Raw genomic sequence first — 11,501 nt, forward strand, 5'->3', positions numbered from 1 at the left:
TAAAAAGTTGGAAAGTACAGGAACTTGCTTAGTATTGTAATTTTATCTTTTTATTTTCATAGTAATTGCCGTTCCTGTAGCGATATTTCTATCGGTGTGCTCGTGCTATTAGTGTGAAAGCTGATCTTCCCAGGAACAGCGTTTAAAGGAATTCTATACAAAAGCTTCCCAAACATAGACCTATTTATTTTTTGTATATAATAATATTCATCTTTCGGGAGACAATCTTTGTAGTAGTTTGAATAACTAATACCGTTTTCATCAACAAGATTGCCTGCTCTCATTTCAGTAGCATGGTTAGTATTATTAATATGCGAAATATAATAATTTAATATTATAAATTTCCAACCCGTACCTGCAACTAATTCGCAATCATAATACGGATAAAGTTTATCAATGGCTTCTATTTCTCTAACTTCCATCATGACGTTATCTCTATAAATCATTTCACCAATATGTGGATTCCATTGTGCATATAATGAATAGACCATAGCCCCAAGACCGAACAAAAATAGGGGGATAAACAATAGCGAAATAGCATTTTTTCCTTGATCTATGTAAATCGTCCAGTCTCTATTAGGCGATGTATCTTTTATGGCTATTATTAACAAATTATAAGCGATATTTAGTAAATTTGACGCTATCATAAAAAATAGGATTGAAACAATAACACCTATAATCAGAACAGTTAAGGTTGTTACTAACGAATCTAAATGTCCAGGTTGCCAAAAAATAGATAAATAAGGAATCCATATATACTCGAAAAAACCTAGATACCGATATCCGATGTAAAGACCAAGGATCAAAGAGCCAATACCAGCGATGCCAAATATAGTCCTCTCTTGGATTGATCCGCTCATTGTAAACTCTCTCTTTCCTATTCCGTATTTTTACATTAAGTATTAATCCCTATGCCTTGGGCCTTAGCAAGGCGGGGCTTTCTGCAGGGCTTCTTCAGTTAAGCCCTTTTCACCTTGAGACGGGCCTAAATGAACTTGCTTCATCCGGCCATTGGATGCTCTCCGTTCCGCTTTCCAGTATTTGTAATCCTTCACCCCTCTCTTGGCGTAAGTAAACACGAAAATCTTTTCAAGCTGGGTGTCCTGGTCATGAGATCCCAACATGCGAGCATGAAGAAGGCTCTTGCTGCTCTGGTGGTGGTCTAGATGGCTTCTGAGATGCTGCGCTGAGTAGACTACAAGCTGTATCATGTCGAACCATTGACATAAGAAGAGGCCCAATGGCTCAGGGATAGGCTGGATACGCTCTATGAGAAGATAAAAGACGCTCCGACAGATGAAAACACCTCAGTCGATCTCTATGATGAGGACAGGCTAAGACTCAAATTTACGGGGATGCCTCCGAAAGAGCCTTGAGAAATAGGCTCTCCCCCTTTTTTTGTGCTTGAATTAGTTCTATTGCATTCTGCAATGTACTCTTTAAAAGCTTGCACTTCAGAATATCGTCGTCCCGCAGCTCAATGGTAATGACCCTTCTTCGGATGAGATCAAAAAAGCCGCGTGCACCAAATTCAAGAGCGCACCTTTCATATTCTGCGATAAGGATGTCATCTGCAACCAAATCCCAAGTTCCTTCAACCAGCCTTACAAGTAGTTCGGTGCTCTTCGTCCTCCCGCTCTTGACTGTTGCCACGAAAAGGTTGGTATCAATCAAGAACTTTGTACTTCTTTCTAGCAAGCCTGTTAGCCTCTTCCTCAATCTCTTCTTCCAGCCGGTCCAGGTCTACGCTTTTCGCCTTCTCTATGATCTCTTCTATCATGGAATGCAGATCGACTTTTTTCAAAACAAGGGCATCCGGACCCAACTCATCGACGATGAGTTCATCTCCTGGGCTGATGTCCAGCCTGCTCCTAAGCTCGCTGGGAAGAACCACTCTTCCTTTTCCATCTACTTTTGTCAAGGGCATGAAATCATCCTTGAATCCCATATGTGGGATATGATCATATTAAGGCTTTTGCAGCCTTGTCTAGTAGCCTTACCTCCCGTCCGCGTGGGGGCAGTGGCCACTGCCCGATGGGCCGACTCGCGGCGTGCACAAAAAAACCAGTCTGTGTAGATCAATCCTAGCCTTGATAACTGCCCTGGATTCGAGAAATCAACTATGCTGACCGTCGAGATCTTTCGAGCCTCATAAAAGCAGTTCAAACTTCTGGCCCGGCCCGCCTGGCGAATTTTTCCTTTAATATATCGCAATCCAAAACGATCGATGGCTTATTCTGATCTTCCTGGTTTTAAGGCCCCCTCTTCGCCTGCGTTCCGAGGGCCGACTCGCGGCGCACACTGAAAAGAATCCAAAATGATGAATATCTGCAGCGACCTGATGCATACTTGGAGGCACAAATGAGGATCAGAGATGCCATAAAACTGATCGAGGCCGATGGCTGGAGGTTGGTGAACACCAAAGGCAGTCACAGAGGATATCTTGGATGGCCAAATACACGATAATCATTGAGAAGGGCGAGGGTAATTACTCCGCATACTGCCCGGACCTCCATGGCGTGGTTTCAGCGGGCGACACCGAGGAGGAGACGGCAGAACTGATGAAAGAGGCTATAGAGTTGCATCTGGAAGGGCTGAATGAGGATAGGATACCGATTCCGAAGCCAACGATCTCTGCAAGATATGTAGAGGTCGTGGTATGAAGGGCAGCGTTGCGCCCTGCGCTTGCCAAACAGCTCTTTCATAACCATTCCGGTCTCCGGGGACCTCAATATAGGTCTCCTCAAATCGGCAATAATAGACTTTAGGACGCGCTCTATGAGTCCACAGCTTAACCGCCCTCGCCTGGCCGGCCGCGACCATAAGCCGCGCCCCCAAACATAGCGCAGGAGGTCAGCAGGACAACTCGCGGCGTGCACTTAAAAAAAGCCTGCATGGATTATGTTAGCCTAATCCAGATTCATAAAATAGACTCAGAAATGTATAACCTTAATTAATTTATAAATCAGTAATTGATCAAAACAACAATGTCTTTCCATTGATCTCATTCTTTCATAAGTCTTATATGTCTCCTGAGCAATCTATTATTATAATGAGCGCAAAAGCAGTTGATGATGCACAACTCATCATTAAGAGATCCCTGGAAAGAGAAATAAGCCTCCTTGATATGAAGATGAGGCTAGCCGAGAATGAAATTCGAGAGTTCGAAGAGCGATATGGGATGGACTCTCATAAATTCTTGTCTAAATTCGAAAGCGGAGAGTTGGGCGATTCTCAAGACTTCTTTGAGTGGTGGGGTCTATTGAGGGGCAGGGATGCAGTTGCACATGAGATACAAAAGGCAAAAGCGGTGCTCTCCCTTTGATCTCTGACTATTTTAGAATAGTTGATTTCAGATTAATAGATGCAGAAATAATTGCTGATAAAAAGGTCAGTTACAGCGAATTCAGTCCTGATCAAGGCATGCTGCGTGGAAGGTTGCTCTTTATCGACGGATCAACTCTGGAGTTCATGGAGTATCTTCACAGAGACCAGAGGCTAAAATATAGATTTCACTTAATAGATAAGAATGGGCAGATGGTATTTCGATATGATAATGCCCCACATCACGAGAACTCCACCTTTCCCCATCACAAGCATATTGCCAATGATATTTTGGAATCCGAAGAGAAAGGAATTTTGGATATACTCAGGGAAATAGAACATCTCATATGTAAGAGTGTTTGAGTGTATGCTCCCTGCCTAAAGCACCTAATCATGGATTATAGAGGACATAAGGCCGTATGGATGCCAGAATGAGAATATCGACTAGGATTAATTACACCCTAAACGGCTTGCCTCCGATTGTATCCAAGCCACCCCGGCGTTGAGGGGCCCAGAGCACTAGCGCGGGAGGCCCGCAGGCTGACTCGCGGCGTCCCATAAGAAAATTTGCAGCCGCTTTCCATGCAAGCACAGGCCAGGCACGCCGGCCAGCCCCTTCAAGTCGATTCGTTAGATGTCAAATTTTAGTTCTTGGTTTGAGGAGCAGGTCCATCAAGCGAGCGGAGAAAGAGACCGAGCAGGAGGATAGACTGAAGAGGCCGCAGTCTGAGTCTTAAATACAATGAAAACATAACTTTTCTGGAGAGATGTCCATGGATTCCAGCAAGCAAAATGCCATTGATGAGTTCATAAAGAGGGCAGTTCAGTCTTACGGAGACCAAATCCAGAGCATCACCCTCTTTGGCTCTGTTGCCAGGGGCACAGATCGGCCCGACTCGGATATCGATCTTCTGGTAGTAGTGGACAGAGAGGACTTCCGGCTGCGCAGAGAGCTGATCGGCCTGACCTTCGATATTCTGCTGGAAACAGGAGAAGATATATCCGTAAAGGTTCTCTCTCAGGATGATTTTGAAGCCAAAAAGTCTTTTTCATTTTTAAGCAACGTCCTATCTGAGGGTATCAAGATTGCCTGACGATGAGATAGCGCATCTGCTCTCGGAATCGGAGACGAGGCTTGATGCCGCCCCCGCCACCTCTTTGAAGAGGGCTTCTATGACGATGCTGTAAGAAGCAATTAGCAATCAGGAAATAGAAAAATCGTGAAATAATGAGATGTTTTCGGCGTTTTCAAAGCCTGTTTAGCTCCCCCAGCCTCTCCGGCCCCGCCATCAGCTCCGTTCCCACCAGCAGGGCATCCGCTCCAGCCCGCACCATCCGCACCGCATCCTCCGGGCTGTGCACCCCGCTCTCCGCCACCAGGAATACCCCCGCATCTCTTGCCCGCGGCGCCAGCCGCTCGAAGGTCTCAAGGTCAACCTCCAGGGTCTTAAGATTGCGATTGTTTATGCCGATGATCCTGGCCTCTGTCGACAGGGCCCTCTCCATCTCTTTCTCCGAATGGACCTCTACCAATGGCTCCATTCCAAGATCCCTGGCCGCGGCCACGAACCGATCTAAATCGATATCCAGGGCGGCGATGAGCAGCACCAGATCCGCCTGGACCTCCGAGAGTTGCACCTCACTGAATATGAAGTCCTTTCTCAGTACCGGCAAGCCCGCCCGGCGAGCAGTCCTTGCATTCTCAAGACTGCCCTTGAAGTGGGTGGGCTCGGTGAGAACGGATATGGCGCAGGCACCGTACTGCGCGTAAGCCCGAGCGTAGGTTGCCACCTCCTCCTGAGCGAGGGTCCTGCCAAGTGCCTTGGGCTTGATCTCGGCGATGATTGGTATCAGGCCATTTCTTTTAGCCTCCGCGGCAGAGGCAACCAGATCTCTCCTCTCCTCCGCCGGCCATAACTCCGTCGCCGCCGGCCCCCGCGCCCGCGAGGCCTCCAGGATGCCGTCTATCAGGGAGTGCATTCTTCCACCTCCTCCACCCAGTTTCGGATGATCCTCTTTCCCGAGGGGGTAAGCACTGATTCCGGATGGAACTGCAGGCCGCAGTGAGGACGATTCCTGTGGCGGATGGCCATAACCACCCCTTCAGCGCTCCGGGCACAGGCCTCCACCTCCGGGCTGAGCTTCTCGATGGCCAGGGAGTGGTAGCGACCGCCCTGCAGGGGATTTTCCACCCCCTGGAATATCCCCCGGCCATCATGCTCGATCTGGGAGGTCTTCCCGTGAAGAGGCCTGGTGTGAGAGATGGTCCCCCCATAGGCCAGGTTCATGGCCTGGTGGCCCAGACACACCCCCAGGATGGGCGTTTTTGGATGGCCGAGAATTATCTCCAGGCAGCTGCCTATATCCCTGGCCTTGGCCGGATGGCCCGGCCCAGGCGAGATCACGATCCCCCTGGGGTTCAACCTCTCCACCTCCGCCATAGAGATCTCATTGGAGCGGACGATGGTGTTATCATAAAAGACGGAGACATAATCCACCAGGTTCCAGACGAACGAGTCATGATTGTCCACGAAGAGAATCGGCCTCATGCCGCCACTCCCAGGGCTCTTTTCATGGCCGCCATCTTCCTTTCCGTCTCCTGGTACTCTTTCTCCGGATCCGAGTCCGCCACTATCCCCGCTCCCGCCTGCACCGTGGCCACGCCGTCCTTGACCAGAACGCTTCTTATGGCTATGGCGAAGTCTGAGCTCCCGTCTATGGAGAAGTAGCCTATGCCTCCCCCATAAATTCCTCGGGGAGCCCTCTCCAGGTCATCGATGATCTCCATCGCCCGCAGCTTGGGAGCACCGGATAGGGTGCCAGCAGGAAATACCGACCGCGCGGCATCAAATTGGTCGCACTCCTCCCTCAGTTCGCCAATCACCGTGGTCTCTATGTGCTGGACATGAGAGTACTGCAGAACGGACATGAAATCTTCTACCTGGACCGTCCCCGACCGGCAGACGGAACGCACGTCGTTCCTGCCCAGGTCCACCAGCATCACGTGCTCCGCCCTCTCCTTCTCATCATTGAGCATAATCCGAGCATACCGGTCGTCCTCAGACCTGGTCCTCCCCCGGGGACAGGTCCCGGCGATGGGATTGACCTTCAACATGCGGTTGTAAGTATTGAAGAGGGTCTCAGGCGACGCTCCCACAATGGCCAGATCCCCGAACTCGAAGAGATAGGTATAAGGGCTGGGATTGATGCTCCTCAGCTTCAAATAGAGCTTGACCGGGTCCGGGCATTCAATCCTAGTCGATCGGGCCAAGACGACCTGAAATATGTCCCCGTCGATGATATGCTCCTTGGCCCGGGATACGGCATCCTTATACTCCTCAGGCGCCCCGGCCGAGAGCACCCTGCCTGATATGTTCGGATCCTCTTCCGGATTATAGTCGGGATCTAATCCGCCGATGGTCTCAATCAGATTGACCTTGGGGCCGGGCAGAATGGGGGCGATGGAGAAGTAGACCTTGCGGTCCAGGTGATCGAAGATGAAGGTGCTCTCCGCCAGGCCGAACTGGGCATCAGGGGTCTGGGAGGTCGAGCCTTTCCCCAGCCTCTCTTTCACCAGGTCGTAAGCCAGAAAGCCTATCCCTCCTCCAGTGAACACCTGCCTGGAGAAGCTGTTGGGCGCTCCACGGCGGGAGGGTATGGCCGCCCTCAGCACATCGAAGAGATCATAGCCATCCTTTATCGATCCCTGGAGAACTGAGCCCTTTCTTTCCACATCCACGCAAACCGAGAGCCTCTCCGTCATCGGCCCCATTCCGCCGCTGAAAAACTCCATTTCAAGGAAGCGGTTCTTGATCGAGATCATGGCCGATGGATCGGCTCCCACAAAAGAGAACCTGGCCTTCTGCCCGGACTTTTCCACCGACTCCAGGAGATAGGGGTACCTGCGATCGCGCAGAGCCATATACAGGGACAGGGGAGCGTCCACGCTGACCTTATTGCTCACATCTATGAATACCGGAGCTACTGGGTCGCTGGGCATCTTCTCACCTTCTCTACAAATGCTCTGACCTTGAAGGGGTCCTTTCTGCCCGCTGTCTCTGTGCCGCTGGAGACATCCACCGCATAGGGCCTCACCCGCTCTATGGCCAAGAGGACATTATCCGGATCAAGTCCCCCCGCCAGGATCACCGGCACCTGGAGCGATCTCGCGATCCCGGCGCTCTTGTCCCAGTCGTGCACCCTTCCCGTACCGCCCAGCCTTCCTTCGACCATGCTGTCTAAGAGTATTGCGTCCGCCACCCTCTCATATCTCTCTGCCTGCTGGCCGCCGTCATCTGCGGCCACAGCAACCACCAGCTTGGAGCCAGTCCTGCTCTTTAGATCAGCTACATCTGAAGGCGGCAGCGACGAATGCAGCTGGAGAACATCTGCCCGCGTTATATCGGCCAGTCGCAGCGCATCATCTAAATCACAGGGATGGATCACCGCCACGCTCTTGGTGTAAACCGGCACCTTATGGATCAGATCCGCTGCTTCTTCCGCCGAAATGCAGTGCCTGGAGTCTTTGATCTCCACCACAAATCCCACGGCATCCGCTCCTGCTTGAAGGGCAAGGGCTAGATCGTCACCGCTCATAATTCCGCAGATCTTGACCCTGGTCATAAGAAGCGCTCCAGCTTCTCAGGCTCTCCACTTGCCTTAACCATTCTCTGAAGGGTCTTTAAGGCCTCTCCGGAATCGATGGCATCCTCGGCCATGCTCGCTCCCTTCTTCATAGTGGAGACGAGGCCGGATACATAGACAGCCGCCCCGGAGTTGATGACGATGATATCCCGGGCTGCTGAGGTCTCTCCTTTCAATACTTCGACTAACCTCTTGGCATTCTCATCGGGCATACCGCCGGCGATATCAGCGCTCTCGGCCTGGGGGTAGCCCAAATCCTCAGGACGGAGGGTGTAGCTTTTTACCGATCCGTCCTTGAGCTCAGAGACGCGGGTCTCTCCTGTGTTGGTGATCTCGTCCATGCCCTCGCCGTTGACCACCATTGCCCTCTTCGCCCCCAGGATTTGCAGCACACAGGCCAGCTTCTCGCACAGGCTCGGATCGTAGACTCCCATCACCTGCGCCTTCGCCCCGGCGGGATTGGTGAGGGGTCCCAGGATATTGAAGACGGTTCGAATTCCTAAATCCCTTCTCACCGGGCCCACGCGCTTCATGGCGGGGTGGAATGCCGGCGCCAGCATGAATCCTATTCCCACCTCCTGAATCAGAGACTGGACCTCAGCCGGATCGGAGCTAATCCGCACCCCCAGCGCGTCCAGGACGTTGGCGCTGCCGCACTTTGAGCTGATGGCATAGTTGCCGTGCTTGGCCACGGGCACACCGCAGGCGGCGGTGACGATGGCGGCTGCGGTGCTCACATTGATGGTGTTGGAGCCGTCTCCTCCTGTGCCGCAGGTATCGACCAGCGTGCCGCTGACAGAGGGCTCTATGCGGATGGCGGACTCTCGCATCTTCCTGGCAAATCCCGCGATCTCGGATACTGATTCGCCCTTTCTTCGCAATGCTACCAGAACTGCTCCGATCATGGCATCGGATGCCTTATTGAATATCTCGTCCATCAGGGCCTCAGACTCCTCCAGGGATAGGTCCTGACCTTCCATGATCTTTTGAAGATAGCTCAAATGAATCACCAGATCGATTGATGTACAACTTTGTACTTTACTGAGTAAAAACGTACATTATATTTATAGATTATGCATTGCTGGCATTATGGGTTCATGGTCCGGAGGTTCTGCCCTTGGATCTCAACCATTTTCTCGTCCTTGTCCTGTCATCCAGTGAGTATCAGGCTCTTCGCTGAATTATGCGGTTGAGGTCCGACAGAGGTTATAGCCTCTGTTCCTCTGCGTCTCTGTGTTGGGTCAGAGCATAGCGGTTCGCCATAGAGGCGAAAAGATGCAGGGAATATCCGATTCAAAATTCACCCACCAAATCCGGAGATCAGCGATCTCTGCCGCAAAGGGGATAATCCAGTAGTCCGCATTCCGGATCTCAAATGAAAGCGGGTGGATCTATGAATGAGAGAATGACTTCAATGATATTGGTGGCGATGTTATTGGCTGGGACGATACTGTCCGTGACCATGGCTATGGAAGCATCGGATCTCGGCTCTCAGACCGCTCCAAACGAGGAGCTGGTAATCTTTTGCGGTGCAGGATTTACCGGAGCTATGAGCGAGATCGCCGAGCTCTATGAGAATAGCAGCAATTCTCAGGTACGATTCAACTTCGATGGCCTTCCCGCCCTCCGGGTTCAGATCGAGGAGGGTGCCTATGCCGATCTTTTGATATCGCCGGATCAGAGGTACATGGATCCATTGGTCGATGCAGGCTTTATTGGGGAGGACACAGTCGAGGCTTTTGCCAGCAATAAGGTGGCAGTGGTCTTACCGATGGACAGTTCTGCCAATATCACCACCATCCGGGACCTGGCCACTCCCGGGACGAAGATCGTGATGGGAATAGAAGAGCTTCCCATAGGGGACTATGCCCTGCAGGTCCTTGACCTTATGGCAAAAGATCCCGAATACGGCCCTGCCTTCAAAGAGGCGGTCCTCGCCAATGTGGTATCTTTAGAGACCAGGGTCACGGGCATAGTCTCCAAGGTCGCCATGGGGGAGGCGGATGCCGGCTTCGCCTTCATGTCCGATGTCACCCCTCAGATGAGAGGAAAGATCAGAAAGATTTCCATTCCGGAGGGTTACAATATACGGGGAAACTGCAGCGCTGCTGTGCTCTCGCAATCTGATAATTCTGAGGCTGCAGAGGCATTCATCGATCTATTGATATCAAATGATGCTCAGGCCATATTAGACGAATATGGATTCATTTCCCTGGAGGGCTGGGAAGAGAACGCAGCCTTGCCGGCCGGGGACCGGGCCGCGGCCATCGATTAATGCCGAGAGGATCCAAATCGCATGACCTGATGGGGCGTTGAGGCTCAAAGATATTATGAGGCTATAAAGCACGGGGATACCATCAGCTTTAAGAGGGGAATTACTATGACCGGCGGAGAATTGTTAGAGGAGACAAAGAGGCGTTTCATTCAGCTGCTCAAGTTCCAGGGCGATGGGGTATATCGCCGGGAGCTGCAAAGCGAGGTGGTCATCAGCCGGCCGCTCAGCGTGGCGGAGGCCATCGGGGATCCGGGAAGGGACGATTTTCCCATAATCAGGGGACGAGAGGTTCTCATGCAGGCCACATTTAAGGGAGTTGCCGGGCAGGCGTTCACTGCTGCTAGTGGGGATTTCCAGGGAACTTTAGGAGATGTTCTGGCCCTGCCCCTGGATGAGAACTTCGAGCGGGCGGTCTTTATTGCCACCATGAATGCTGCTCTCAGATATCTGGGCAAGATCGAGAAGACAGTTCACTGCCGGGATGATGGCCCGAAGAGGTGCTCCTCTTTGGCAGTGGACTGGCTGAGAGATCAGGAATGGGAGATGGTGGGGCTGGTGGGCCTGCAGCCCGCTATTCTGGAGGCTTTGGTCAAGGCCTTCGGCAGAGAAAGGGTGATGGTCTCGGACCTGGCTGAGGCGGGCAGCGAGCGCTGTGGGGTCAGGGTGCTGGACGGCCTGAACTCCGAGGAGATTTTCGAGCAGTGCCAGCTCATTTTGATCACCGGGTCGACCATAGTGAACGGCACCATCGACGACCTCCTGGACCGGGCAGCTGAGCATGATAGGAGGGTGGTGCTCTTCGGAGTGACCATAGCAGGAGCCGCATATCTCATGGGGCTGGAGAGCTGGTGTGCCTGTTCAACCTGAATGCTTAAGGCAAGAGAAATATGCTAAAAATATATAATCGTATGTGGGCCGGTGTGAATAGGTCGGATATCGGGCCTACCACCTGCCGGTCTCTATTACATTGAGCTTATCTAAGAGTTGAGCTACCGCCTCCGGGCTGAGATTGTTCTTCCGGCTTATCTTCAGAACGCGCATCAGCTCGGTATTCTGATCGGTTCCCGTTAGCTGGGCGGCATATATCTCCGCTGCATCCAAGCTCTTTTCTAATACCACCCTCTTGGCCTCCTTGAGAACATCTCCGGTTATGCAGCTCTTGGCAGCACCGATCTCCTCAATCGCCTTTCCCATATCCTCCAATTCCTTTGAGCTCAGCATATCCTTCACCTCACATATTACTATTCGTCCAAATGTC

At 51.8% G+C, this 11,501-nt stretch carries 15 protein-coding genes; 6 read left to right on the forward strand and 9 right to left on the reverse strand.

Annotation, left to right across the window (positions count from 1 at the left end; genetic code table 11):
* Positions 1-56 precede the first annotated feature (56 nt).
* The 3 genes from BP727_RS01080 to BP727_RS01090 all read right to left on the reverse strand — a co-directional run bounded on the left by BP727_RS01080 (position 57) and on the right by BP727_RS01090 (position 1,948).
* Positions 57-860, reverse strand: coding sequence for a hypothetical protein (locus BP727_RS01080; RefSeq protein ID WP_286856949.1), 804 nt, complete (start codon positions 858-860; stop codon positions 57-59).
* A 487-nt stretch (positions 861-1,347) separates the two neighbouring features.
* On the reverse strand, positions 1,348-1,674 hold the full coding sequence (locus tag BP727_RS01085; RefSeq protein ID WP_286856951.1) for a hypothetical protein: 327 nt from the start codon (positions 1,672-1,674) through the stop codon (positions 1,348-1,350).
* The gene (locus BP727_RS01090; protein ID WP_286856953.1) at positions 1,667-1,948 is read right to left on the reverse strand and encodes an AbrB/MazE/SpoVT family DNA-binding domain-containing protein; all 282 of its coding nucleotides are present in this window, start codon (positions 1,946-1,948) and stop codon (positions 1,667-1,669) included. Before BP727_RS01090 ends, BP727_RS01085 begins: the two co-directional genes overlap by 8 nt.
* 499 nt (positions 1,949-2,447) lie before the next feature.
* Here BP727_RS01090 and BP727_RS01095 point away from each other — a divergent pair, with 499 nt between their 5' ends.
* The 4 genes from BP727_RS01095 to BP727_RS01110 all read left to right on the forward strand — a co-directional run bounded on the left by BP727_RS01095 (position 2,448) and on the right by BP727_RS01110 (position 4,418).
* Complete coding sequence (locus tag BP727_RS01095) at positions 2,448-2,663, forward strand: type II toxin-antitoxin system HicB family antitoxin (RefSeq protein WP_273271575.1); 216 nt, start codon at positions 2,448-2,450, stop codon at positions 2,661-2,663.
* Positions 2,664-3,052: 389 nt separating this feature from the next.
* Positions 3,053-3,325 carry a hypothetical protein gene (locus BP727_RS01100; protein ID WP_157863686.1) on the forward strand — a complete coding sequence of 91 codons (273 nt, stop codon included), beginning with the start codon at positions 3,053-3,055 and terminating at the stop codon, positions 3,323-3,325.
* A complete protein-coding gene (locus BP727_RS01105; RefSeq protein WP_013719045.1) occupies positions 3,322-3,687 on the forward strand; it encodes a toxin-antitoxin system TumE family protein in 366 nt (121 codons plus the stop codon). Before BP727_RS01100 ends, BP727_RS01105 begins: the two co-directional genes overlap by 4 nt.
* 410 nt (positions 3,688-4,097) lie before the next feature.
* Positions 4,098-4,418 (forward strand): nucleotidyltransferase domain-containing protein, encoded by a 321-nt coding sequence (locus BP727_RS01110; protein WP_013719044.1) that lies wholly within the window; start codon positions 4,098-4,100, stop codon positions 4,416-4,418.
* A gap of 154 nt (positions 4,419-4,572) precedes the next feature.
* Here the strand turns inward: BP727_RS01110 and BP727_RS01115 are convergent, their stop codons facing one another.
* From BP727_RS01115 to trpD, 5 genes are read right to left on the reverse strand one after another with little or no spacing between them, the layout of a single operon-like run.
* Positions 4,573-5,304, reverse strand: coding sequence for an indole-3-glycerol-phosphate synthase (locus BP727_RS01115; protein ID WP_013719043.1), 732 nt, complete (start codon positions 5,302-5,304; stop codon positions 4,573-4,575).
* Positions 5,292-5,873, reverse strand: coding sequence for an anthranilate synthase component II (locus tag BP727_RS01120; protein ID WP_286856957.1), 582 nt, complete (start codon positions 5,871-5,873; stop codon positions 5,292-5,294). Before BP727_RS01120 ends, BP727_RS01115 begins: the two co-directional genes overlap by 13 nt.
* A complete protein-coding gene (gene trpE, locus BP727_RS01125) occupies positions 5,870-7,324 on the reverse strand; it encodes an anthranilate synthase component I (protein ID WP_013719041.1) in 1,455 nt (484 codons plus the stop codon). Before trpE ends, BP727_RS01120 begins: the two co-directional genes overlap by 4 nt.
* Positions 7,306-7,947 carry a phosphoribosylanthranilate isomerase gene (locus tag BP727_RS01130; protein ID WP_013719040.1) on the reverse strand — a complete coding sequence of 214 codons (642 nt, stop codon included), beginning with the start codon at positions 7,945-7,947 and terminating at the stop codon, positions 7,306-7,308. Before BP727_RS01130 ends, trpE begins: the two co-directional genes overlap by 19 nt.
* Complete coding sequence (gene trpD / locus BP727_RS01135; RefSeq protein WP_013719039.1) at positions 7,944-8,969, reverse strand: anthranilate phosphoribosyltransferase; 1,026 nt, start codon at positions 8,967-8,969, stop codon at positions 7,944-7,946. Before trpD ends, BP727_RS01130 begins: the two co-directional genes overlap by 4 nt.
* 392 nt (positions 8,970-9,361) lie before the next feature.
* Here trpD and modA point away from each other — a divergent pair, with 392 nt between their 5' ends.
* Entirely contained in the window at positions 9,362-10,243 is an 882-nt protein-coding gene (gene modA / locus BP727_RS01140; RefSeq protein ID WP_286856963.1) for a molybdate ABC transporter substrate-binding protein, read from the forward strand.
* 120 nt (positions 10,244-10,363) lie between these two features.
* Positions 10,364-11,110, forward strand: a complete 747-nt coding sequence (locus tag BP727_RS01145; protein WP_276619719.1) for a Rossmann-like domain-containing protein — start codon at positions 10,364-10,366, stop codon at positions 11,108-11,110.
* A gap of 75 nt (positions 11,111-11,185) precedes the next feature.
* Here BP727_RS01145 and BP727_RS01150 read toward each other — a convergent pair.
* Positions 11,186-11,501, reverse strand: a 316-nt coding sequence (locus tag BP727_RS01150) for a hypothetical protein (RefSeq protein ID WP_286856968.1), incomplete at its 5' end; no start/stop codon positions are given.

This window comes from Methanosaeta sp. UBA356, assembly GCF_002496465.1.
Taxonomy (GTDB): domain Archaea; phylum Halobacteriota; class Methanosarcinia; order Methanotrichales; family Methanotrichaceae; genus Methanothrix; species Methanothrix soehngenii.